The sequence below is a fragment of the Leucobacter sp. wl10 genome (assembly GCF_003569785.1).
Lineage (GTDB): Bacteria > Actinomycetota > Actinomycetes > Actinomycetales > Microbacteriaceae > Leucobacter.
The window spans coordinates 34,981-56,605 of sequence record NZ_KZ984002.1; the positions used below are offsets into that span (position 1 = coordinate 34,981).

Below are 21,625 nucleotides of genomic sequence, written 5' to 3' on the forward strand. Positions count from 1 at the left end.
GCGGATTGCGGGGATTCCCCGGCTCACCGCTTAGGGTGGCGGTGTGTGGAGTGTTGATCGGCGACGGCGGCCCGACAGGGGGCGCGGCGAGAACGGTGCTGAGGGCGAGGCCGCGGAGGCGGCGCGGCCCCGGAACGAGGGCGCGCTCGCGAAGGCGCCGGATCCGGTCGGGCCCGACCCCGTAGCGCCGAAAGCCGCCGACTCCGACCTCGCCGCCCAGTTGACGGGTCCCGTCTCTCTCGTGGACACCTACGCCGACGAGCACGCCGACTGGCGCCGCGAGCTCGCGGACATCGGCGGCCGCAACCCGCTGCTCCACTTCGACGACCGCCCCGCCAACCGCATCGAGCTCTCCACCACGCATCCGGGCGGCCTGCCGCAGTTCATCACCGGCAACAAGATCCTGCTCTCGGCGCTGATCCGCGACGACCTCGCGCTGCGGCACGCTCGCGTCGCGGCGGGGCGCGTCACGGACAAGGCCATCGAGATGCGCACCGTGCGCGGCCTCGAGACCGTCAACCTGGGCGTCGGCATCGCCAAGTGGAGCTTCGAGGGCGAGGACTTCTGCGCCCCCGTGCTGCTGCGACCGCTCGCCATCCGCCGCTACGGCCGGGACTTCGAGCTCAAGCTCAAGCAGTTCCCGGTGGTCAACTCCGAGCTGATCCGGGTGCTGCGCGAGCAGTTCGGCATCACGCTCGACGCGCGCGCGCTCATCGAGCTCTCGCAGTCGGAGGGCGTGTTCAAGCCGCAGCCCGTGATCGATCGGCTGCGGCAGATGGTGGCGGGAGTGCCCGACTTCGTGGTGCAGCCGCGGCTCGTCGTGTCGTCGTTCCACAACGTGTCGCATCGCATGGCGGTCGACGCGAGAGACCTGGACGTGCCGATCCTGCAGGCCGTCTGCGGCAGCGAGCCCGCCAGGCGCCGGCTCGCCGAATCCTACAAACCGGTCAACCCGACGCCGCCCGACGAGCGCTCGCCCGACACCGACCGCTACCTCTACGACGCCGACGTCGAGCAGGACGACGTGCTGGCGCAGATCGACGCCGGCCACTCGCTCGTGGTGCACACGCTCCCGGGCACCGGCGGCACGCAGACCGTGGTCAACGCCATCGGCAGCCTGGTGCGCGCGGGCAGGCGGGTGCTCGTGGTGTCTCCCCGCCGCGCCACACTCGACGGCATCACCCACCGGCTCACCCGAGCCGGGCTCGCCGGCCTCTCGGTGAGCCCGCCGCGCCTGCGCCGCAACCTGGTCGAGGCGATCAGTCGCAACGAGAACGCGCGACCCGAGCAGCTGCGCGACGTCGACGAGGCGCTCACCCGTCTGCGCGGCGTGCTGCTCGACTACCAGAGAGCCCTGTCGGAGCCCGACGAGCGCTTCGGCGTCTCGCCGCTCGACGCCCTGCGCAGGCTCACGGTGCTCGCCCTCGGCGAGCGGCCGCCCAGCACCACGGTGCGGCTCGACGACCAGGCGCTCGGCCAGCTGACGCTCGACCGCTCCTCGGTGGCCGAGGCGCTCACCGAGGTGGCGCGGCTCGGGCAGTTCCAGTACGGACCCGAGGATTCGCCGTGGTACGGCGTCGACTTCGGCACGACGGAGGAGGCGCGCTCGGCCTACGCGCTCGCCGTGGACCTCGCCGAGTCGCAGCTGCCCCGCCTGATCTCGATGGCCAACGAGGTCGTCAGCCAGACGTCGATGCGCCCCTACGAGACGATCGCCGAGCTGGGCGTCTACCTGCGCCTGCTCATGGGCATCCGCGACACGCTCGACCGCTTCACGCCCGAGGTCTACGACCGTTCGCTCACCGAGGTCATCGCGGCGCACGCCCCCAGGAGCGGCGATGAGATGAACTCGGCCAACAAGCGCCGGCTGCGCAAGCTCGCCCGCGAGTACGTGCGCCCCGGCGTGCACATCACCGACATGTACTCGCGGCTCGTGCAGATCCAGCAGCAGCGGGTGCTCTGGCAGCGCTACACGACGATCGTCGGGGCGCGGCCCGAGGTGCCGCTCGGCATCGCCGACGTGGTGGTGGCCTTCCAGTCGGCGTATCAGGATCTCGACCAGCTCGATCGGGTGCTCAGCACGACCGCCGACGCCGACAGGCTCAAGAACCTCTCGCTCGGCCGTCTGGCGAGCCGCATCTCCGATCTCGCCCGCGAGTCCGAGGTGCTGCAGAACATCCAGGAGCGCACCACCATCGTGGAGCGGCTGCGCGCCGCGCACCTCGAACCGCTGCTCGACGACCTCTCGGCCCGCCACGTGCCGGCCGGGGACGTCTCAGCGGAACTCGAGCTCGCGTGGTGGCAGTCGGCGCTCGAGCGCATGCTGCAGACGAATCCCGCGCTGCTCAGCGCCAACACGAGTGTGATCGAGCGCCTCGAAGCCGACTTCCGGCTCGTCGACGACGCCCACTCGGGCGCGAACGGGGTCAATCTCGCCGGCTCGCTGGCCGACGCCTGGCGGGTGGCCGTGCTCGACCACAAGCAGGAGGCGCTCGCCATGCGTGACGCGCTGCGCAGCGGCTACGTGTCGGCGACGGCGCTCATGCAGCGCTCGCCGAACCTGATCTCCGTGCTCGCCCCGGTCTGGACGATGTCCCCGTACGAGGTGGCGCAACTGCCGGATTCCATGCGCTTCGACACCGCGCTGCTCGTGGACGCCGGAGCGTCGACGCTGGTCGAGAGCCTGGGCGCGATCCGGCGCGCCGAGCAGGTGGTGGCCTTCGGCGACACGATGACGCAGACCCCGTCGCGCTTCGAGATCTCGGTGGGCGATCCGGCCGATGAGCCGGATCGGACGGGCGACATCGAGGCGCTGCACCGCAGTTCCGCGTTCGCGCAGCTGGGCGAGGTGCTGCCCACGCTCACGCTGACCCGCAGCTACCGCGCGGGCGGCGAGGATCTCACCAACCTCGTCAACACCCGCTTCTACGACGGCGCGATCCAGTCGCTGCCGTGGGCCGGCAGCTTCCTGGGGCACTCGAGCCTCACCTACGAGTTCGTGCGCGGCGGCCAGGGGCTGCCGGATCAGCAGACCGGCGCCGTCGAGAGCACCGACGCCGAGGTGGACCGGGTGGTGCAGCTGGTGCTGGAGCACGCGAGCGAGCGGACGGGCGAGTCGCTGATGGTCATCACCGCGAGCGAGCGGCACGCGGTGCGGGTGTATCAAGCGGTGCTGCAGGCGTTCTCGAAGTTCCCCCAATACCGCGAGTTCCTGCTGGGCGAGCGCGCCGAGCCGTTCGCGGTGCTGACGCTCGAGCAGGCCACCGCGCAGAGCCGCGACCGGGTGATCTTCTCGATCGGCTACGGGCGCACCCCGCACGGGCGCGTGCTGTCGAACTTCGGCGGCCTGGGCCGCCCGGGCGGCGAGCGGCTATTGGCGGTCGCCATGACTCGCGCGCGTCGTGCCATGACCATCGTGAGCTGCTTCAAGCCCGAAGACCTCGACCGGGCCCGCATCAAGCACGGCGTGGTCGAGCTGGCCGAGCTGCTCGCGTTCGAGCACCCGACCCCCGAGCCGCCGTCGCTGCCGGCGGAGCGCGACCCCATGCTGGGCGAGCTCGCCGACCGGCTGGAGGCGCTGGGCCTCACCGTGGCGATCGACTACCGGGGTGCGATCCCGCTCGCCGCGTCGCTGGGCGAGCGCGCCATCGCCATCGATCTCGACCTGGGAGCGGGCGGCGACGCCGGCGACAGCCTGCGCGACACGCTGCGCCTGCGCCCCGCGGTGCTGCGGCGCCTCGGCTGGCACTACCACCGGGTGCAGAGCTTCGACCTCTTCTCGGACCCCGACGAGGTCGCGCGGCGCATCGCCCGCATCGTCGGGTACGAGGCTGATGAGGCGTCCGAGGACGGCGGCGCACGGGGATGAGCGCGGGCCGGGAGCGCCGGGACCGCGGCGCTCCCGGTGACGGCGGTGCGGCGCGGACCGTGCGTCGTCCGCGCCGCGCGACCTTGCCCGCACCGGAGGGCAGCGATCCCGAGCCCCGCGACCCGCCCGCCGAGCAGCGCGGCAGCGACGAGAACGACGCGCGCCTGCGGGAGGACCGCCCGCCGCACTGGGGGTAGGGTGGCGGGCGCGCGTCTGCGGCCCCCCGACGACGCCCGCTCCCGGGGCCTTCGCCGCCGAGCTGGTCAGGAAACCCCCGGGGTGCGAGACCCTGGATCCGTGTGCGCCTTGTTGGTGCTTGGTCAGCTGCGAAGCGGCGACAAGGCGCACACGGATCAGAGGCTTGGGGCGCGGCGGTGGTCAGACGGCGGAGATGCTCGACGCGCTGGAGGAGCCGGAGCTGTCAAGTGTCGGGTTTTGTAGAGAGTGTTTTACATGGATTCGGGTAGTGAGAGTTGGGGCTGTCTGATCTCCCAGTACGCAGCCTCGACCTCGGCTGGGGGCCGCTGATCGAGCTCGCCGTGGAGGCGGCGTTCGTTGAACCAGTCCACCCATTCCGCGGTCGCGATCTCGAGGTGTCGGCAGGTTCTCGACAGGCCGCAGCCGAGCACGCGGCACGCGAAAAACAGCTCGCACGCGAACGCACCGAACGACTCCGCAAGCAAGACCCCTATCGCTCACCAACCCAGCACCAGCCAGGCCCATCGCGCGGCCCGAGTCTTGGCCTCTAATACAAGGCCCACAACAGGTAGATTGGCTTTATGAAGGGTGCTTCTGCAGCGGTCGCGATTCTCGCATTCAGCTTGCTCTTGACCGCTTGCACAGAGGGTGTATACGTTCCGAACGGATGGGAGGATCTTCCGCCGTGCCCTCCGCAGGAAATTCCAGCAGAAGATCTTGCTGCAATTGGGTCGCCTGGATGCAACCTCGAAGGATCAACTGTCATCTTTCCCGACGGCACTCGTCAACCAGCCGTCGAAGTCGGGGCTGTGAGCATCCATCAGTTTGTGCCTTTCGAGGGCGACCCCGGCGACGAATATTCAGTGACGAACTGGGGAGTCCCGGGCGTGGCTGCCACTCAAACCGCTAAGGACGGTACTCGCAGCATGTGGGCAACCAGCGAAGAAGCACGCCACCTGGAAAGTGAGTAATTCACCTCGCTATTGAGGGGCGCAGGGAGAGGACTTGTTCTTCCCTGCGCCCCTCAATAGCGTGAGCAGCTTGCCGCTATGTAGTGCTGGCGGTCTTACTGATGTTCTGTGAAATGCAGCCCCCGGTCAGGCAGCCGAGGCTTCCCTCTGCGCCTCGGTAGAGAGTCAGCCAGTGGCTGGTGCCGTTCGACCGGACGAACGATCCGTAGAACTCGAACGTCGGTATCGGCTGTCGCGAGCCCGAGAGTGAGATCGTTCCTGACTTATAGATTTGAACGAGCGGCAGGGAGTAACGGATCTTCCCAACCCAGCAGTAAGGATCACCGATCTCGTGTGAGACTCCGAACCTCACATAGTTATTCACCGACTTAGTGGGGTTCTGAACGACCATGCCTGTATTTGCTGCGCGCTTAGAATCAATAAAATTCTTGTTCGCATCGTAACGCTTCGTCAGGCCCACCTTCTTGTTGGTGTAGATGCCCTGATAAGCGGCAGGAGCCTGCAGCTCAGCGATCACTTCGAGGCCGGTTCTGTAGGAGGGATGCGTGTCGACCGTCGTGGGGCCTGTCGGTGCAGAGTACCCACGATTGTCGCCCTTGAAATACCACGAGGGGTTAGTGAAGCACCCTGCAGCCCCCATCCATCCCGACGGATAGTAGTTGTCTTTCAAGAAGGTTACGAGCCGAACTGCCTTGGCCGTTTTCATGCTGGCCGCAGCAGCCACGATATTGGCGGCATCCGAACTTTCGAGAGGGTTTGCGATCCCTTTCTGCAGAGTCTGGATCGTGTGAGTGTCCTCTCTAATTGAGACGAGATCCTCACCGGATCCACTGGTGAAAGTGACGGTGACTTCGTGTTCTGACGCGGGTTCGAGGTTCTTCAGTTCGATCCCACGTTCAGATGCCTTGGCTTCCTTGCCATCGAACAGAACGGTTACCCCAGTTGCGTTCTCGGGTGCCGTCCAAGCGAGAGATGCTGAATTGGCATTAACGGCGATAACCGTTCCGAGCTTCAGCTCATCCGGGTTGACTTCGGGGACGTCGTCGATCGGGATGAACTCTTCCTGCACCTTCTCGTTATCAGGGTCGTCGAGTTCGGGAACGGTCGACCTGTCGTTCTCGTCGAACAGGGGCTTCTCAGGTTCACCGGTGAAGAAACTTACAGTGCGGATGTAAGCCGGGCCCGACTTCTCGTTGTAACCGACGAGGATGCTTTCGGCAGGACTCGTGGAAACCTCCTTGAGGCGGAGTTCTTCTCCATTCGAAGTCGACACAGAGAACCGTTCATTTTCAAGACTTGTGACCAACGAGTCGCCGCTCTGCTCCTGGGCTGCCGCCGGGGTCATCGACGTTGCCCCGAGCAAAATTCCCGCAACAATCGGGAAAACCAGAAGCCTCCTGCCTCGGTAGCGGCCTTTGGAGAATGGAGTGTGTTTCGGAGTCTTCATTGACGCCTGCTTTCTCATCTGCGTATAAACGGATGCTGTGAATGTCTACAGCATCCGCTGTCCTCAGCATATTCGAGATACGGGCTGTACAAGATTACGAACTGTCATCTTCGGCTAGAAGTTGGCGAATCTCAGCCGAGGCTTCGGCACCGTGGCGCTCAGTGCCAGGCTTGACGCGCAGCTCACCGCGCTCGGCACGGTCGGCCAGCTCCGCGTAGCGTGTGTCGTCGGCCTCAGTGTATGGGCCGTACAGGATCGCGAACTGCTGCGGGTCGTCGACGAGCAGCGTCGTGATCCTCTCAACGGATTCCCGTTCGAGGGTGAAACCATCGTTCAGAACGTACCAACACGCGGCCACGGCCTGCTCATGCTGAGTCGGGGTGAGGTTGGCAAACAGCTCCGGCCAGCGTTCCTCGAAGTTCGTCTCGGTGCTCATCGTCAGCTCTCCTGCGGCTCGGGATACCAGCGCACGACGGCGTTGTGCGAGTGCGCGCGGTTGACGTGGTTCGAGGCGAGCCGGAGTGAGCTGGCGGCGGTGGTCAGTTCGGTGGCGGCCGCGCGGGGGCTGCCGCTGCGGTTGTCGTCCTCGCCCTCGTAGTGCTTGCCGTCCTCGGCGCGGCTGTGCCAGCTCGCGAGCTGGTCGCAGACCTGCGCTACATGGTCGATGATCGCGCCCAGCTCTCCGAGCATCGAGTAGGAATCGCGCGGGTTCGGAACATCGCGGGTCGAGTGCGCGAGGGTGCGCAGCAGCTCTTCGGCTTCGCGGGCGACTTCGAGTTTCCCATCGATTGGGGTCCTTCCGGGTTGATTTACCCTCCATCAAACCCGACACGCTTCAAGCCGCCGGATCCCGAGCCGCTCGGCGCCGAGGATCCCGAGGATGCGCCCGAACCGCTCGGAGAACCGGCGCGGATCAGCCGTAGCGGACGCGGTAGGCGTCCGCGGCGCCGGGGTGCAGGGGCAGGGCGCCGGTGTCGATGAGGTTCGCCGGCGTGAGGAACTGCACGCCGACGGTTCCCTCCGGGATGAGCTCGGCCGCGTGTTCGACGAGCACCTCGACGAGCGCTGCGGCGGCATCGTCGGGAAAGTCCCTGCGCACGAGCAGATAGTTCGGGATGCCGACCGTCGGGGTGGCGCGCCGGGCGCTGTAGACGCCGGGCGGGACGCGGGTCGACAGATACTGCTCCGGATACGCCGCCGCGAGCTTCGGGAGCGCGGCCGAAAGATCGAGCAGGGTCAGCGGCAGGCGCGCGTCGAGCTCGATGATCTTGGGGGTGGGGATCCCGCCGGACCAGAAGAACGCAGAGATCTCACCCGAGGCGAGGGCCGCGAGGGCCCCCTCCAACGGCAGCTCGCGCACACTCGGGGCTGCGGCGCCGGTGCCGAGTCCCGCAGCGCCGAGCAGGCGGCGGGTGGTCGCCGAGCTCCCCGAACCCGGAGCTCCGATCGAGATCGTCGCTCCTGCCAGGTCGGCGAGCTGCGCCATCCCGGCGTCCGCGCGCGCCACGCACTGCAGGTAGTTCTGGTAGACCCTGCCGATCGTCAGCAGATCGGACGAGCGCCCCTCCGCCGTGTCGGCGAGAGCGATGGCCAGGTCGGCCACGCCCGTGTCGAGCAGCGCGATGTTCTCCGCGCTGCCGTAGGTGACGAGCGGGCGCAGCGCCGCGGCGCCGGTCTGGCGGAGCGCAGCGCCGAGCAGTTCTCCGAAGGCGAGATAGCTGCCCCCGCGCTCCCCGCACGCCATCGCGAGCGGCTCCGCGGACGCCCCGCGGGCACAGCCCGCGAGCGGGAGCGCGAGGCCGACGGCGAGGCCGGTGAGCGCGGCGCGGCGCGTGATCGCGGTCATGCCGCCTCCATGAGGATCGTGGTGCGCAACCCGCCCTCGGGCGCCCGGTCCACCGTCACGGTGCTCCGATTGGCGCGCGCGAGCTGCGCCACGATCGCGTACCCGAGCCCGCTCCCGGGATGCTGCGCGTGCGCCGCGCCGCGCCAGAACCGCGTGCCGACTCGAGACAGCTCAGCGGTGCTCAGCCCGGCGCCCGAGTCCGACACCGTGAGCGCGACGCGCTCCGCGCGGCGGGCCAGGGAGATCGTCAGCACGGCGCCCGCGGGCACGTACTTCCGGGCGTTGTCGACGAGGATCTCCAGCATCTCGTCGAGATCCCGCCGCCGGCACACGACCCGCTGCGCCGGTCCTCGCGCGACGAGGTCGATGCCCGCAGCGGCCAGCAGCTCGCGGTGCGGTGCGGCGAGCCCCGCGCCCGAGACCGCGCAGACGGGTGCGGTGTCGGACCCGTGCGGTTCGCCTGCCGCCGTCGGGGCGGCCGCGGGGGAGCCGCTCAGGTTGGCCCGGTGCTCGGCGTCGGCGAGCGTGAGGAGGCGCTCGACCGTGTGCTCGAGGCGGTCGAGGTCGGCGTCGACCGCGCTGAACTCGGGTTCAGCGCCGGAGCGCGGCATGGTGTCGATGCGGAGGCGGATCGCCGCGAGCGGGTTGCGCAACTGGTGGGAGGCGTCGGCGACGAGGCCGCGCTGCTGCTCGAGCGCGGTCTCGACATTGCGCGCCATACGGGTGAACGACTCGGCGAGTCGTCGCAGTTCGGGCGGGCCAGAGGCACCGTTCAGGTCGAAGGCTCGGTGCCGCGCGAGCGCGTTCGTCGCGGCGTCGAGCGCGAGCACGGGCCGCAGCACCCAGTTGGTCCACAGCACCGAGGCCAGGAGCAGCAGCGCGAGCAGCGCCGCACCGATGCCGCCCGCGAGCGTCCAGCCCGCGACGACGTCCGCCCGTGCGACCGACTGATTCACGCGGAGCGCGACGGCGCCGGAGACCGCACCGTCGGTGACGATCGGTTCGGCGACGTAGACCGTGTCCTCGCTCCACGGGTACACGGTCGGCAGGCGCCACTGGGGCACCCCGCGCAGCGCGGCGGTGACGGCCTGCGCAGCGTCGCCGGCGAGGGCGATGTCGCCGACCGCGGCGACCATGCCGCCCGCCTCGTCGACCACGAGCACGGACTCGCCGTAGGTGTCGTAGAACCGCGCGAGATATCGCTCGAGCGCATCGACCTCGCCGCGCTCGGTGGTCGCGGAGGCGCGCTGCACGATCTGGTTCGCCGAAGCGGCGCGCTGCAGCTGGATCTGCTGCGTGCGCGATTCGGCGATCGCGTTTCCGGTCGGAATCAGGATCGCGCCGATGACGAGCAGGCCGAGCGCGAGCATCGGCAGCAGCACCCGCAGCCGCATCAGGCTTCTTCGAGCCGGAAGCCGACCCCGCGGATGGTGGTGATCGTGACGGCGGGGAGCTTCTTGCGGAGCTGGGCGAGGTGGACGTCGAACGCACGGGATTGCGAGGCGTACGCCTCGCCCCAGACCGCCTCGAGAATATCCTCGCGAGGCACGGTGGTTCCGGGCCGACGAGCGAGCACCGCGAGCAGCCCTGACTCGGTCGGGGTGAGACTCACTCGCGACGCACCGTCACGGACCTCGTTCGTGACCGTGTCCAGCGTGAAACCGCCGAACGCGATGCCCGGAGGCGCGGGCTGTTCGTACCGCCTGGTGACAGCGAGGAGGCGTGCCAGCAGTTCGTGCACGCGCACCGGCTTCACGAGGTAGTCGTCGGCGCCGAGCCGGAGCGCCTGCACGGTGGACCGCTCGTCGCCGCGCGCCGTGACGACGATCACCGGCACGTCGCTGACGCGCCGGAGCATGCGCAGCGCGTCGAGCCCGTCCATGTCGGCGAGTCCGAGGTCGAGCATGAGCACCTCCGCGTCGCGGTGCTGCTCGAGCACCTCGCCTCCGCGGGCCACCCGCGCGCAGGTGTGACCGGCGCGGGTGAGCGCCGCCGCCAGCGCGGCGGCGACCGAGGGATCGTCCTCGGCGATCAGTACGCGCATGCGCTCCAGTATGCCCGGTCGGCGCCCGCCCGCCGAGCCGCTCCTCCGGCGCGGTCGGATTGTGCGCCGAGTGTAACGGGGGTGTAAAGGCAGTGTTAAGGCCCGCTCGCGTCGGCCGCGCCGCCGCCGCCACAATAGCCGCGTGCTCTTCTGAGCATTCCCGCATCCTCCCCAATTGACGATGATTGGACTCCCCATGTCAGTGTCAACGACGACGGCGACCTCGCCGACGATACGTCGGTCCATCTCCAACACCCTCAAGGGCTCGGCCGGCAACCTCGTCGAGTGGTACGACGTCTACGTCTACTCGGTGTTCCTGAGCTTCTTCGAGTCGCAGTTCTTCTCGGCCGACGAGCAGAACTCGACCGTCTACATCTGGGCGATCTTCGCCGTGACGTTCCTCATGCGACCCATCGGGTCGTGGTACTTCGGCCGCTTCGCCGACCGGCACGGACGGCGCCTCGCGCTCGCGACCTCCGTCTCCCTGATGGCCGCGTGCTCGATGCTCATCGCGCTCGCGCCGACCGCGGAGATGATCGGCGGCTGGGCCGTCGTGATCCTCGTCTTCGCCCGGCTGGTGCAGGGGTTCGCGACGGGCGGCGAGTACGGCACGAGCGCCACCTACATGTCCGAGACCGCCATCTCGAGCCGACGCGGGTTCCTGTCGTCCTTCCACTACGTCACGCTCGTCGGCGGGCACGTGCTCGCGCAGCTCACACTGCTCGTGATGATGCTCACCCTGACGGAGGAGCAGATCACGCAGTGGGGGTGGCGCCTGGCGTTCGCGATCGGGGGCGTCGGCGCGCTCGTCGTGCTCTGGCTGCGGCGCACCATGGACGAGTCGCTCGGCGCCGACACGCTCGCCGCGGTACGTTCCGGGCAGTCGGCGGAGGCCGGCTCGATGCGCGAGCTGTTCGCGCACCAGTGGCGACCGCTGCTGCTGTGCTTCTTCGTGACGGCGGGCGGTACCGTCGCGTTCTACACTTACTCGGTGACGGGCCCCGGGATCGTGAAGTCGGCGTTCTCGGGCGGCGACGCGATCGCGGGCACGGTCATCAACCTCATCGCGCTCACGATCCTGATGCTGCTGCAGCCCGTGGGCGGCTGGCTCTCGGACATCGTCGGGCGTAAGACGCTGCTCGTGTTCTTCGGCATCGGCGGCGTGCTCTACACGTGGTTCCTCCTCACCGCGCTGCCGCAGCAGCGGAACCCGATCGTCGCGTTCACGATCCTCGTCGTCGGGTTCGTGATCCTCACCGGGTACACCTCGATCAACGCGGCCGTGAAGGCGCAGCTGTTCCCCACCCATATCCGCGCGCTCGGCGTCGGATTCGGGTACGCGCTCGCGAACTCGGTGTTCGGCGGAACCGCCCCGATGCTCTACGCGGCCGCGGGGAACGCCGGGCAGGTGCCGCTCTTCATCGGCTACGTGACGGCGGTGATCGCCGTGTCGCTCGTCGTGTACGTGGTGTTCCTCAAGAACCGCGGCCAGAACTGGCTCGACGACGAGGAGGGGATGCGTGCGAAGCAGCTCTCGTCCCGGTTGGAGGGGCCGTGACCCCTCCCGAGCGCAGCTGCCCGGGTGCGGGATCGAGGCGGGCTACGCCGCGGTGCCGCCCGAGCCGCTCGGCGCCGAGGATCCCGAGGATGCGCCCGAACCGCTCGGGGAACCGGCGGCCGAGCCGCCCGAGGTCTCGGCGGCGGCCGAGCGCGAATCGGTGCGGTAGAACCCCGATCCGTTGAAGGTCACGCCGAGCGATCCGAAGACCTTGCGCAGCTTGCCGCCGCACTCCGGACACGCCGTCAGGGCATCATCCGAGAACGACTGGTAGACGTCGAAGGCGTGGCCGCAGTCGGCGCATCGATAAGCATAGGTAGGCACGAGAAGTCATTTTACCTGGTGCCGAAGCTGCGGACGACGGACGGTGTCACGACGCCGTCGACCGGCGCGTCGTGCGGCTCCCGGGGTAGCGCGGGGAGCAGGTCGTCGTCGAACACGACGGCGTAGACGGGAGGGCGGGGATGGATCCGCTCCAGGAAGCGGTCGAAGTAGCCGCCGCCCCACCCGAGCCGCACGCCGCGGCGGTCCACGGCGCACGCCGGGATGAGCATGAGATCGGCGCCCGCCACCTCCGCGGGCGCGGCGGGCGGGCCGACCGGCTCCGGGATTCCGAGGCTCCCCTCGGCGAAGACCCCGCTCGGCCTGATCCAGTCCATGGCGCCCCCCGGTCTGGTGGCGGGCAGGAAGAGCTCGACGCCCCGCTCCTCGGCCCAGGTCAGAAAGCGACTCGTGTCGGGCTCGCCCGGAACCGCGACGTAGCAGGTCAGGGATCGCGGATCCCGCTCCTCGCAGAGCTCGATGAGCCGGCGCGTGAGGCCGTCGCGGGCGGCGGCGCGCGCCTCGTCGCTCAGGCTCCGGCGCCTGGCGCGCACGGCGGCGCGCACCCGCTGCTTCCTGGATTCGACCGCCTCGCTCATGCGTGTCAGCATACGGCGTGCCCTCGACGGTCCCGGCGCGACTTTGCCGCCCTCGCGAGGGCGGCTAGGCTTGGCCGCATGACTGACACTCAGCGCACGCGCAGCTCGGTGACCAAGGCGGTCGTGCCGGCGGCGGGCCTCGGCACCAGGTTCCTCCCCGCGACGAAGGCGATGCCCAAGGAGATGCTGCCGATCGTCGACAAGCCCGCCATCCAGTACGTGGTCGAGGAGGCCGCAGCCGCGGGCCTCGACGACGTGCTCATCATCACCGGGCGCAACAAGACCAACATCTCGAACCACTTCGACAGCGTGCCCGAACTCGAGTACGCGCTCGAGCGCAAGGGCGATCAGAGCAAGCTCAGCAAGGTGCACGAGCCGAACGAGCTCGCCGAGGTGCACCTGCTGAGGCAGGGGCAGCCGCTGGGACTCGGCCACGCCGTGGCCTGCGCGCGCAAGCACGTGGGCGATGCCTCGTTCGCCGTGCTGCTGGGCGACGACCTGATCGACGCCCGCGATCCGCTGCTGGACCGCATGATCGCCGAGCACGACGCCCGTTCCGCGACCGTCATCGCGCTCATGGAGGTGCCGCACGAGTCGATCCACCTCTACGGCTGCGCGGCGGTCGAGCCGACCGACGACCCCGATGTGGTGCGCGTCACCGGCCTCGTCGAGAAGCCCTCCGCCGATGAGGCGCCCTCGAACCTCGCGGTGATCGGCCGCTACGTGCTGCGCCCCGAGATCTTCGACATCCTCGATGAGCTGCCCCCCGGGCGCGGCGGCGAGATCCAGCTCACCGACGCCCTCAACCACCTGGCGGAGGGGAAGGGCGATGGACCCGTCTACGGCGTCATCTTCCGCGGACGCCGCTACGACACCGGCGACCGCGCTGACTGGATCAAGGCGAACGTGCTGCTCGGCGTCGACCACGATGAGCTCGGCGACGAGATCTCGAGCTGGATCATCGACTTCGCCGACCGCCTGCGGGCCCGCCGCGAAGACGTCTGAGGCATGGCGCCGCTCGGCCGGCCCATCGAGGAGCCGACTCCGCTGAGCTTCGGGCGGGTGACGCTGCGCGCGGTTCAGCGGGGCGACGCCGAACCGCTGCGCAGGCTGCTGCAGCGGAACCGCGGATGGCTGCAGCGGTGGGAGGCCACGCACCCCTCCGGGCAGGGGGTCGTGCCCGGATCGGTGTCGATGCGGCCCACGGTGCGTCTGCTCCGCCGCCAGCTGCGCGCCGGCAGCGGCGTGCCGTTCGCGGTGCTCTACGACGGCGAGGTCGTGGGGCAGCTGAGCGTCTCGGAGCTGAGCGGCGGGGCGCTGCAGTCGGCGCAGATCGGCTACTGGGTGTCCGAGCACGTCGCCGGGCGGGGGATCGCGCCCACCGCTGTGGCGCTGGCCATCGACTACCTGTTCGACGAACTGCGGCTGCACCGGGTCGAGATCTGCATCCGCCCGGAGAACGCGGCGTCGCTGCGCGTGGTCGAGAAACTGGGATTGCGGTACGAGGGGCGGCGCGACGCGTACATCCACATCGACGGCGCCTGGCGCGATCACGAGTGCTACGTGGTGACGCGCGGCGACGCGGCGGGCGGCATGCTGCGCCGCGTGGGGTAGGGCCCCGCGGCGGCGCGCGGAGCTAACGCTTTTTCCACGACTCGCTGAGGAGCGCGGCGTGCCGGAGGGCCCGCGACGCGCGAACGCCGTACAGTGATCCTCATGACGGGCGGCGCATTGGGCGGGGGAGTGATCTTCGTGATCGCTGCGCTGCTCTGGATCGCCGTGCTGGTGCCCGCGTGGACCCGCCGGCGGGAGTTCCGCGCCGCCGAGCGCAATGCGGCGCGGCTGCAGCGCACTCTGCGCGTGCTCGCGGAGACCACCGAGGTGCCGCAGGAGATGCGGCTCGAGGCCACCGCGCGCCAGGCGCTCGCCCACGAGAAGCTGCTGCGCACCGCCCAGAAGCGGCAGGAGGCCGAGCGCGACGCGGAGCTGGCCGAGGCCCGGGCGGTGCAGTTGCGGGCCGAGATCCGGGCGCAGCAGATGCGGCGCAAGCAGGCCGCGGTGCAGCGCTCGGCGCGGCTGCGACGACCCGTCGTGCGCCGGGTTCGGGCGCTCGCGGCGCTGGGCGCGCTGGCGGGCCTGCTCGGCGCCCTCGTCGGCGTCGGATTCGCGGTGGCCGGGAGCGGTGCCGCGATCCTCGTGTGGAGCGGACTGGTCTTCTTCGCCTCGCTCGGAGCCCTGGTGCTGATGGCGCCGGGGCGCGTGCGGCTGGAGCCGATTGCGGCCGAGCAGGTCGCGCCCGTGGAGACGGAGCCCGAGCCCGTCGCGCAGCAGATCGAGGCTACGGGGGAGACCGAGCAGTCCGCAGCCGCGCACGCGGCGGCCCAGCGCGCCGCCGCCGAGCGCATCGAGCGCGCGCGTGCCCTCGCCCGGGCGCGAGCCGAGCGACCCGCCGCGAGAGAGAATCAGCCCGACTCGATGCTGCTGCGCGAGGCCCGCGAGCAGGTGGCGCGGGAGCGCGGCGAGCAGGGCTCGGTCGGAGAGCCCGGCGGCGGGCCGGCGGATCGCCCCGATCCCGCTTCCCGGGCCGGTGCCGCGCCCCTCTCCTCCGAGGCCTCGCCGGCAGTTGGGGAGGCCGCGGCGCCCTCCGTTCGCCGGGCGCCCGCTTCGAGCGTCAACGCGCAGCAGCGCGCCGCTCGCGAGCGTCTCCGCCAGATGGGTGTGGTCGGCGACACGAGCGAGGGACTCCCCGACCTCGACGCGGTGCTGCGCCGCCGGCGCAACGCCGGCTGAGGCTCGAGCGCCCGGTTCGGCGCACGCTCAGTCTCGGAGTCGCCGGGACGCCCCCTGCGCCGCCGACGGTCTGCGACGCCTCGCCCGAGGACGTGCGCTCGGGGAGACCCTCGCCGTGCGACTGGATGCGCCCCGGCTCGAGCGTGCGCCGCACGTTGTCCGCGGTGACTGCGCTCCTGGGGTCGGTAGATGTGGCCTCGACGTACCAGTCGGTGAGGAGGTCCCGCGCCCACGAGTACATGATCCCGATCACCACGAAGGCGAACGGCAGCGCCGACGCCACCATGAGTGACTGCAGCCCCGAGATCGCGGTCTGCCCGCCGGCCAGCAGCAGCGCGATCGCGATGAGGCCGAGCAGCAGGCCCCAGAGGATCGTGACCCGCTTCGACGGCTCCGGCCGTCCGCCCTGCGACGTCGAGGCCATGACGATCGAGGCGGAGTCGGCGGCGGTGACGAACAAGATGACGACGGCGACCATCGCCACGATCGAGGTGATGAACCCGAGCGGCGGCCGCTGCAGCAGCTTGAAGAGCACCTCCTCGTTCGTGCCGCCGCTCCGCAGGTCCTCGCCGCGCATGGTCAGCCAGATCGCGGTGCTGCCGGAGACCACGAACCAGGCGATCACGATGGCCGATGGTACGAGTACGACGGTGGTGACGAACTCGCGCAGGGTGCGCCCGCGGGAGATCTTCGCGATGAACATGCCGACGAACGGGGTCCACGAGACCCACCAGGTCCAGTAGTAGGTGGTCCACGTTCCGGGGAACGAGACCGTCTCCTCGCCGTCGTTCGCGTTGAGGGTGAGCATGGCGCCGAGCTGCTGCACGAACTCGACGATCGAGGTCGGCAGGAGGTCGAGGATGAACACAGCGGGACCGGCCACGAGCACGAACAGGCCGAGCACGCCGGTGAGGATCATGTTCGTGTTCGACAGCAACCGGATGCCGCGCTTCACGCCCGACACCGCCGACGCGATGAAGAGCGAGGTGAGGATCGCGATGGATCCGATGAGGAACAGGTTGCCGAGCGGCCCGATCCCGGTCACGAGCACGAAGCCGCTCTGGATCTGCAGCGCGCCGATCCCGGGCGAGACCGCGGTGCCGAAGAGGGTGACGAGGATCGCGAAGAAGTCGATGAACCTCCCCAGTACGCGATGGCTCGAGCCGGGGAACACCGGCTCGAAGAGGGCCGAGATGAGCGGCGCGCGGCCGCGCCGGTAGGCGCTGTAGGCGATCGCGCCCGCCGCTTCAGCGGGGGAGGCGGGGCACCGAGACTCCGCGGGGTCGGAGGGGTGTTCATTCGACATGGAGCGTTTCCTATCCGAGCGCGGTCAGCCGCGCTGGGAGTGGACACAACCCTTTCCGCGTTAGCGCAGCGGTTCTCCGGACGCGGGACGCTAGAGCGAGAAGCCGCCGGGCAGCTTCCCGGAGCTCCGCTCATATCGGATCGTCCAGTCGTCGACGTCGACGCCGCGGTGGGCGATCGTCGCCCGGGTGGCGTCGGCGGCGCCCTTCCGCAGCGCGGCCATCGCGGCGACCGACCCGAGCTCCCCGTCCTTCGCTCTGGCGAAGATGTTGACGACGATCCTCCCGCCGCTCTCGCGCTTGCCGCGGTCGTAGCCGTCGACGTAGCCGAGACCGCGCTCGTCGAGGTACTGATCGAGCCACTCGCTCGCCCGTTCGATCAGGCGGCGGTCGTAGGCGCTGTTGCGCATTGGGAACTGGATGACGACATAGTCGTACCGGTCGACGTCGGCCTCGGCGTACGCTCGCTCGAGGTACGGGGCCGTCAGCTCGTCGAGCGGTGAGGACGCCGGGTCGAGCCCGGTCTCGCGCAGGCGCCCTGCCCGGCCGAGCACGCCCTCGCGCACCACCCACTCGCCGGTGGCTTCGCTCGGCCAGATCTGGACGAAACGGGGCGGATCCTCGTCAGTAATGAGTTGCATGGCGTGCTGCCTCTCGAGTCGGAAGGTGGGGCAGGTGCAGTCTAGCCAGATCCGGGATCCCGCGCCGCTCCGCGTGCTTCGGGGCGCGCGGGCTCAGGAGCGCACGAGCCGGTTGATGGCGCCCGTGGCCTCCCGCAGTTTCTCCCTGGCCGCGTCGTCGCCCAGCCGGACTGCCTCGAGCGCGCAGTGCCGGCGGTGGTCGTCGAGCAGTCCCGTGGTCACGCTCTGGATCGCGCGGGTCAGCGCGCTGATCCGGGTGAGGATGTCGATGCGGTACTGCTCCTCGTCGATCATCTTCGCGATGCCGCGCGCCTGCCTCTCGAGTGTCGTTCCGAGAAGCCATGATCCTCCCGAGGCGCCATGAAAATCGCGTGAATACCTTGGTCTCTCGGGAGGATCATGGCCTCCCGGCGCGAGGAGAGACGGAGCGGGGCTCACCGATGTCCGTCGTCGCCGTCGGGACGGTGCTCGGGCTGGCCGTGCTCGATACGCTCGGCCCGGCCGTGATCGGTAGAGCAAGCTGACGAGCATCAGGATTGGCTGCTCATGGGACTCCTGAACGACCTGGCGCCTGCCGAAGGCTCGTTGCAGGTTCCGCTCTCCATCGCTCCTTTTGCCAACAACGCTTCCTATGTGGGTGTTGCTCTCAAACGCGCCGCCGGACGACAAGGAGTACCTCCTCATGCCGTTGACGACGCGTTGAAGGCCCTCATGACAACCTCGGCCGGGTTCTCGCAGGAAAAGTGCGACGGCGGCATGGACCGAAACCTCGGGAACTCACCGGGCGTGAACGGACTCGGAGATCCCGTGACTCGTCTGAGCCGGTCCGCCCTGGCACCTCTGGTCCTCTGCGGGATAGCGAGCCTCGGGGCGGGACCGCTGAAAGGCATGGGCGTGGTGGCCGCAGACGAGCTCGCGTTGCCCCTGCCGACGACCGGGCACACGTTCACCCAGCTTCGAGCCCTGACCTATCTGGGTCGTGGCCGTCCCCGATGGGATTGGAGATCAGCGGGCCTGCAGTGGATCTACTCTGCCAAGCAACAGCGCCCCACTGAGAAGGAGTCAGTATGGAGTGGGCGAGCGCACCGGCTCGGCTGGGACTCGCGGAGCTGAGACCCCGATCCGGCAAGAGCGCCACGAATCTCCATCGAACGACACCTTCGAATCGCCGAGCCTGGCGTCAAACCGGTGATGTCGTTGGTTTGAACAACGACCTTCTGGTGGACCTAGCGGGAGGCTTGTCGAAACTTGCCCCGCCGCTGATGCGCATGGCTGCGATGCACCCACAGATTAGGCGCCGCCCTGCTCATCCAGCGCGTCGCGCCCCCCTCGTCCGCAAACAAACACGCGTCAGCGAAGCAGCTCTACTTGCGGCGGAAGCCCGCTACGCAGCCGGGGCAACTCTTCGCGAAATCGCCCCTGATCTCGATGTCAGCCGGCAACGACTTGCTGCGCTACTCCAGGCCCGGGGGATACGGCTGCGGCGTCGGACCCCATCCGCTGCCGAGGTGGACGAGATGGTAAGGCGCTACTCCGCGGGCGAGTCACTCGAACGCGTGGGTTCCCGCCTGGGATTCTCCGCCGGCACTGTCCGACTACACCTGCTGGAGGCGGGGCAGCGCACGCGGGACGCGCACGGCCGTGAACGAAAAGCACGTGCGGAGAACAACTGGTGAAGGGGTTGCATAAGGTTGAGGGGAGCTGTGATATCCTGACGAACTATGAGCGACCAGTACGACGACTACCTCGCCATCGCCCAGGCCGCCGCCTACGTGGGCGTCTCAGCAGCCACGTTGCGGCGATGGGACGCTGCGGGCACGCTCACCGCTGTCCGTCGCCCCGGCAGCCAGTACCGCTTCTATCGCATCGCCGACCTGGAACCGTTCCGCCTCGAATACAACACCGCCGAGAAGGCGAAGGACGTCGTCGCTGGCTTCTTCGACGCCGCGGACGCCGAGATCGATGGCAACCCGCAGCTCCGCGAACCTCAAAAGGAGGCCTACGAGGCCGCCGTGGAGCACTTCGCCCAGAAGGCGACGCCGGCGATCATCCAGCTGCCGGTCGGCTGCGGTAAGACGGGCGTCGCGGCGATCCTCCCGTTCAGCCTGTCTCACAAGCGCACGCTCATCATCGCGCCGAACACCACCATCCGTCAGGGTCTCTACGCCGACCTGAACATCTCGAACGCCTCTTGCTTCTGGAAGAAGGCAGGCGTCCTCGATTCGTTCACCTCAGGACCGTTCACGGCGCTCGTCGACGGCCCCAAGGCCAACATGGACGACTGCGTCAACAGCCACATCGTCGTCGCCAACATCCAACAGCTCGCGAGCAGTGCCGACCGCTGGCTGTCACAGTTTCCGCACGACTTCTTCGACCTCGTCATCATCGACGAGGGGCACCACGTCGCCGCCGAAAGCTGGCAGAAGGTCGTGCGGGCGTTTCCCCAGGCGCGCTTCGTGAGTCTGACGGCCACGCCTTTCCGCGCGGACAACAAGGAGCTGCTCGGCGAGCTGATCTATCGCTACCCATTCGCCCGCGCGATGCTCAACGGCTACATCAAGCACATCGTCTCGGCCTCGGCGCACCCGGCCGAGATCACGTTCCAGGCACGCGGTGAAAGCGACACCTACACACTGGATCAGATCCTGGACCTGAAGGAAGAGGCCTGGTTCCGTCGCGGGGTCGCGCTCTCGGACGAATGCAACCGCCACATCGCCGAGAAGGCGGTCGAGAAGCTCCAGTCTCTCCGGGCAGCGACCGGCTTCCCCCACCAGATCGCGGCCTCAGCCATGTCGATCGACCACGCCGACCAAGTGCGCGCGATCTTCCAAGAGATGGGACTGCAAGCCGAGGCCATCCACAGCAACCTTCCTGACGATCGCAAGGCCGCGGTGCTGGCCAAACTCCGCAACAACCAGATCGACGTCATCGTGCAGGTGGCTATGCTCGGCGAGGGATTCGATCACCCGCCGCTGAGCGTGGCAGCGATCTTCCGCCCATACCGTTCACTGTCGCCCTACATCCAGTTCGTCGGCCGTGTGATGCGCACCGTCGAGCTGAACGATCCGAACAGCCCCAACAACCAGGGTTTCGTCGTGTCGCACGTCGGCCTGAACAACGAAGAGCAGTGGGACGAGTTCCGCGACCTCGACACTCAGGACCAACAGATGGTCCGAGGATGGACCCGCGGCGAGGGGAACGATTCTATCGGACGAACCGGCAGCGGTAATCCCGAGCAGGTCGCGCAGCGCTTCGATGACCCCGTCGCGCAGGACGAGCGCCTCAGCCACTTCCTCAATCGTTCGTTCCTGGACCCCACCGACGACCGAGTCATCGAGGAAATGCTGGACACCCCTGGTCCGGGCGGGTTCACATACCGGGCACTCGGCATCACGGCAGACATGCTGCGAGCGCAGTCGGCGCACCGCGAGGAGCACGAGGAGAGGCCGGCTGAATCGGTACCCGTCCAGCCACAGGTCAGGCGGCAGACGCTGCGCAGCAGGCTTGACAGCCGCTCGAAGTCGATCCATCAGCGCATCCTCGCCGACCTCGGCCTAGCCCGTGCCGGCTTCGACATCAGCCGCGCCATCAAGGCATCACGCGGTAACAACACCGACGCTCTCTACGTACTGCTGAACCGGGAGATCAACACGTTCGCTGGTCAGGGCAAGAGGAGTCGAGACAAGTGGACACTCGACCAGCTACAGGCCGCCTACGACTCCCTGGACGAGATCGGAGACCAGGTGGCCGAGACGATCAGAACAGCGACCGAGGAGTAAACCGATGGCCGCAGTGAAGAACATCCTGAAACACGTCAGCGCAGAGGTCGCGGGACGTCGACGGAAGTGCTACCGGAAGAAGGCACACGTCATCCTCAAAGGCGACCCGTGCCTCGTCGTACGAGACGGACCACAGAGCCAGAGAACCTACTGCACGGTCTGCGCGTCCGAGATTCTGACAAAGGCGGACGTGTCGCTTGCAGACCTCCAGGCACACTTCGTCGAACCTCACGGCAAAGGCTCCCCCGCGTGAAGCCCC

19 protein-coding genes and 1 pseudogene are annotated in these 21,625 nt (G+C 68.7%); 9 read left to right on the forward strand and 11 right to left on the reverse strand.

The window, feature by feature from the left end; genetic code table 11:
- Positions 1 to 43 precede the first annotated feature (43 nt).
- Together D1J51_RS13485 and D1J51_RS13490 are read left to right on the forward strand one after the other, a co-directional pair.
- Positions 44 to 3,868 carry an AAA family ATPase gene (locus D1J51_RS13485; RefSeq protein WP_119076018.1) on the forward strand — a complete coding sequence of 1,275 codons (3,825 nt, stop codon included), beginning with the start codon at positions 44 to 46 and terminating at the stop codon, positions 3,866 to 3,868.
- The gene (locus tag D1J51_RS13490; protein WP_119076020.1) at positions 3,865 to 4,065 is read left to right on the forward strand and encodes a hypothetical protein; all 201 of its coding nucleotides are present in this window, start codon (positions 3,865 to 3,867) and stop codon (positions 4,063 to 4,065) included. The genes D1J51_RS13485 and D1J51_RS13490 overlap by 4 nt, the downstream gene beginning before the upstream one ends.
- Positions 4,066 to 5,113: 1,048 nt before the next feature.
- Here D1J51_RS13490 and D1J51_RS17995 read toward each other — a convergent pair.
- The 6 genes from D1J51_RS17995 to D1J51_RS13525 form a co-directional block, all read right to left on the reverse strand.
- Positions 5,114 to 6,484 carry a hypothetical protein gene (locus D1J51_RS17995; protein ID WP_162903846.1) on the reverse strand — a complete coding sequence of 457 codons (1,371 nt, stop codon included), beginning with the start codon at positions 6,482 to 6,484 and terminating at the stop codon, positions 5,114 to 5,116.
- A 94-nt stretch (positions 6,485 to 6,578) separates the two neighbouring features.
- Positions 6,579 to 6,920: a hypothetical protein gene (locus tag D1J51_RS13505; protein ID WP_119076024.1), complete on the reverse strand. Its 342-nt coding sequence runs from the start codon at positions 6,918 to 6,920 to the stop codon at positions 6,579 to 6,581.
- Between the two features lie 2 nt (positions 6,921 to 6,922).
- On the reverse strand, positions 6,923 to 7,174 hold the full coding sequence (locus D1J51_RS13510) for a hypothetical protein (protein ID WP_205547898.1): 252 nt from the start codon (positions 7,172 to 7,174) through the stop codon (positions 6,923 to 6,925).
- 223 nt (positions 7,175 to 7,397) lie between these two features.
- The gene (locus D1J51_RS13515; protein ID WP_119076027.1) at positions 7,398 to 8,330 is read right to left on the reverse strand and encodes a TAXI family TRAP transporter solute-binding subunit; all 933 of its coding nucleotides are present in this window, start codon (positions 8,328 to 8,330) and stop codon (positions 7,398 to 7,400) included.
- Complete coding sequence (locus D1J51_RS13520) at positions 8,327 to 9,724, reverse strand: sensor histidine kinase (RefSeq protein WP_119076029.1); 1,398 nt, start codon at positions 9,722 to 9,724, stop codon at positions 8,327 to 8,329. The genes D1J51_RS13515 and D1J51_RS13520 overlap by 4 nt, the downstream gene beginning before the upstream one ends.
- Entirely contained in the window at positions 9,724 to 10,374 is a 651-nt protein-coding gene (locus D1J51_RS13525) for a response regulator transcription factor (protein ID WP_119076031.1), read from the reverse strand. Before D1J51_RS13525 ends, D1J51_RS13520 begins: the two co-directional genes overlap by 1 nt.
- 196 nt (positions 10,375 to 10,570) lie before the next feature.
- Here D1J51_RS13525 and D1J51_RS13530 point away from each other — a divergent pair, with 196 nt between their 5' ends.
- Positions 10,571 to 11,932: an MFS transporter gene (locus D1J51_RS13530; RefSeq protein WP_240423271.1), complete on the forward strand. Its 1,362-nt coding sequence runs from the start codon at positions 10,571 to 10,573 to the stop codon at positions 11,930 to 11,932.
- Between the two features lie 42 nt (positions 11,933 to 11,974).
- Here D1J51_RS13530 and D1J51_RS13535 read toward each other — a convergent pair whose 3' ends face one another.
- Both D1J51_RS13535 and D1J51_RS13540 read right to left on the reverse strand, forming a co-directional pair.
- Entirely contained in the window at positions 11,975 to 12,256 is a 282-nt protein-coding gene (locus D1J51_RS13535) for an FmdB family zinc ribbon protein (RefSeq protein ID WP_119076035.1), read from the reverse strand.
- 11 nt (positions 12,257 to 12,267) lie between these two features.
- Positions 12,268 to 12,852 carry a 5-formyltetrahydrofolate cyclo-ligase gene (locus tag D1J51_RS13540; RefSeq protein ID WP_240423273.1) on the reverse strand — a complete coding sequence of 195 codons (585 nt, stop codon included), beginning with the start codon at positions 12,850 to 12,852 and terminating at the stop codon, positions 12,268 to 12,270.
- Positions 12,853 to 12,930: 78 nt separating this feature from the next.
- On the opposite strand from D1J51_RS13540, the gene galU reads away from it, so the two are divergent.
- From galU to D1J51_RS13555, 3 genes are all read left to right on the forward strand, one after another.
- The gene (gene galU, locus D1J51_RS13545; protein WP_119076039.1) at positions 12,931 to 13,857 is read left to right on the forward strand and encodes a UTP--glucose-1-phosphate uridylyltransferase GalU; all 927 of its coding nucleotides are present in this window, start codon (positions 12,931 to 12,933) and stop codon (positions 13,855 to 13,857) included.
- Between the two features lie 3 nt (positions 13,858 to 13,860).
- Positions 13,861 to 14,466: a GNAT family N-acetyltransferase gene (locus D1J51_RS13550; protein WP_119076041.1), complete on the forward strand. Its 606-nt coding sequence runs from the start codon at positions 13,861 to 13,863 to the stop codon at positions 14,464 to 14,466.
- A 102-nt stretch (positions 14,467 to 14,568) separates the two neighbouring features.
- Positions 14,569 to 15,642 carry a hypothetical protein gene (locus tag D1J51_RS13555; protein ID WP_162903847.1) on the forward strand — a complete coding sequence of 358 codons (1,074 nt, stop codon included), beginning with the start codon at positions 14,569 to 14,571 and terminating at the stop codon, positions 15,640 to 15,642.
- Here the strand turns inward: D1J51_RS13555 and D1J51_RS13560 are convergent.
- The 3 genes and pseudogenes from D1J51_RS13560 to D1J51_RS18445 all read right to left on the reverse strand — a co-directional run.
- Positions 15,524 to 16,948, reverse strand: a complete 1,425-nt coding sequence (locus D1J51_RS13560) for a BCCT family transporter (RefSeq protein WP_240423275.1) — start codon at positions 16,946 to 16,948, stop codon at positions 15,524 to 15,526. The two genes, D1J51_RS13555 and D1J51_RS13560, sit on opposite strands and share 119 nt — an antisense overlap.
- A 90-nt stretch (positions 16,949 to 17,038) precedes the next feature.
- Positions 17,039 to 17,587 (reverse strand): hypothetical protein, encoded by a 549-nt coding sequence (locus D1J51_RS13565; protein ID WP_119076045.1) that lies wholly within the window; start codon positions 17,585 to 17,587, stop codon positions 17,039 to 17,041.
- 93 nt (positions 17,588 to 17,680) lie between these two features.
- Positions 17,681 to 17,911 (reverse strand): annotated as a pseudogene (locus D1J51_RS18445) (metal-sensitive transcriptional regulator); the annotation flags it as partial.
- A gap of 222 nt (positions 17,912 to 18,133) precedes the next feature.
- Between D1J51_RS18445 and D1J51_RS18000 the strand changes: the two are divergent.
- The 3 genes from D1J51_RS18000 to D1J51_RS18005 all read left to right on the forward strand — a co-directional run bounded on the left by D1J51_RS18000 (position 18,134) and on the right by D1J51_RS18005 (position 21,619).
- The gene (locus tag D1J51_RS18000) at positions 18,134 to 18,700 is read left to right on the forward strand and encodes a hypothetical protein (protein ID WP_162903842.1); all 567 of its coding nucleotides are present in this window, start codon (positions 18,134 to 18,136) and stop codon (positions 18,698 to 18,700) included.
- Positions 18,701 to 19,308: 608 nt separating this feature from the next.
- Entirely contained in the window at positions 19,309 to 21,366 is a 2,058-nt protein-coding gene (locus D1J51_RS13575; RefSeq protein ID WP_119076049.1) for a DEAD/DEAH box helicase family protein, read from the forward strand.
- Between the two features lie 4 nt (positions 21,367 to 21,370).
- Positions 21,371 to 21,619, forward strand: coding sequence for a hypothetical protein (locus D1J51_RS18005; protein WP_162903848.1), 249 nt, complete (start codon positions 21,371 to 21,373; stop codon positions 21,617 to 21,619).
- Positions 21,620 to 21,625 lie beyond the last annotated feature (6 nt).

Excerpts from the sequence above, each read along its gene's own strand:
- galU (WP_119076039.1), top strand. The coding sequence starts at position 12,931 with ATGACTGACACTCAGCGCACGCGCAGCTCGGTGACCAAGGCGGTCGTG.
- D1J51_RS13555 (WP_162903847.1), top strand. The coding sequence starts at position 14,569 with ATGACGGGCGGCGCATTGGGCGGGGGAGTGATCTTCGTGATCGCTGCG.
- D1J51_RS13540 (WP_240423273.1), bottom strand. The coding sequence starts at position 12,852 with ATGAGCGAGGCGGTCGAATCCAGGAAGCAGCGGGTGCGCGCCGCCGTG.
- D1J51_RS18005 (WP_162903848.1), top strand. The coding sequence starts at position 21,371 with ATGGCCGCAGTGAAGAACATCCTGAAACACGTCAGCGCAGAGGTCGCG.
- D1J51_RS13510 (WP_205547898.1), bottom strand. The coding sequence starts at position 7,174 with ATGCTCGGAGAGCTGGGCGCGATCATCGACCATGTAGCGCAGGTCTGC.
- D1J51_RS13520 (WP_119076029.1), bottom strand. The coding sequence starts at position 9,724 with ATGCGGCTGCGGGTGCTGCTGCCGATGCTCGCGCTCGGCCTGCTCGTC.
- D1J51_RS13490 (WP_119076020.1), top strand. The coding sequence starts at position 3,865 with ATGAGCGCGGGCCGGGAGCGCCGGGACCGCGGCGCTCCCGGTGACGGC.
- D1J51_RS13565 (WP_119076045.1), bottom strand. The coding sequence starts at position 17,587 with ATGCAACTCATTACTGACGAGGATCCGCCCCGTTTCGTCCAGATCTGG.
- D1J51_RS13560 (WP_240423275.1), bottom strand. The coding sequence starts at position 16,948 with ATGTCGAATGAACACCCCTCCGACCCCGCGGAGTCTCGGTGCCCCGCC.
- D1J51_RS13505 (WP_119076024.1), bottom strand. The coding sequence starts at position 6,920 with ATGAGCACCGAGACGAACTTCGAGGAACGCTGGCCGGAGCTGTTTGCC.
- D1J51_RS13550 (WP_119076041.1), top strand. The coding sequence starts at position 13,861 with ATGGCGCCGCTCGGCCGGCCCATCGAGGAGCCGACTCCGCTGAGCTTC.
- D1J51_RS18000 (WP_162903842.1), top strand. The coding sequence starts at position 18,134 with ATGGGACTCCTGAACGACCTGGCGCCTGCCGAAGGCTCGTTGCAGGTT.
- D1J51_RS13525 (WP_119076031.1), bottom strand. The coding sequence starts at position 10,374 with ATGCGCGTACTGATCGCCGAGGACGATCCCTCGGTCGCCGCCGCGCTG.
- D1J51_RS13515 (WP_119076027.1), bottom strand. The coding sequence starts at position 8,330 with ATGACCGCGATCACGCGCCGCGCCGCGCTCACCGGCCTCGCCGTCGGC.
- D1J51_RS17995 (WP_162903846.1), bottom strand. The coding sequence starts at position 6,484 with ATGAAGACTCCGAAACACACTCCATTCTCCAAAGGCCGCTACCGAGGC.
- D1J51_RS13530 (WP_240423271.1), top strand. The coding sequence starts at position 10,571 with ATGTCAGTGTCAACGACGACGGCGACCTCGCCGACGATACGTCGGTCC.
- D1J51_RS13575 (WP_119076049.1), top strand. The coding sequence starts at position 19,309 with ATGAGCGACCAGTACGACGACTACCTCGCCATCGCCCAGGCCGCCGCC.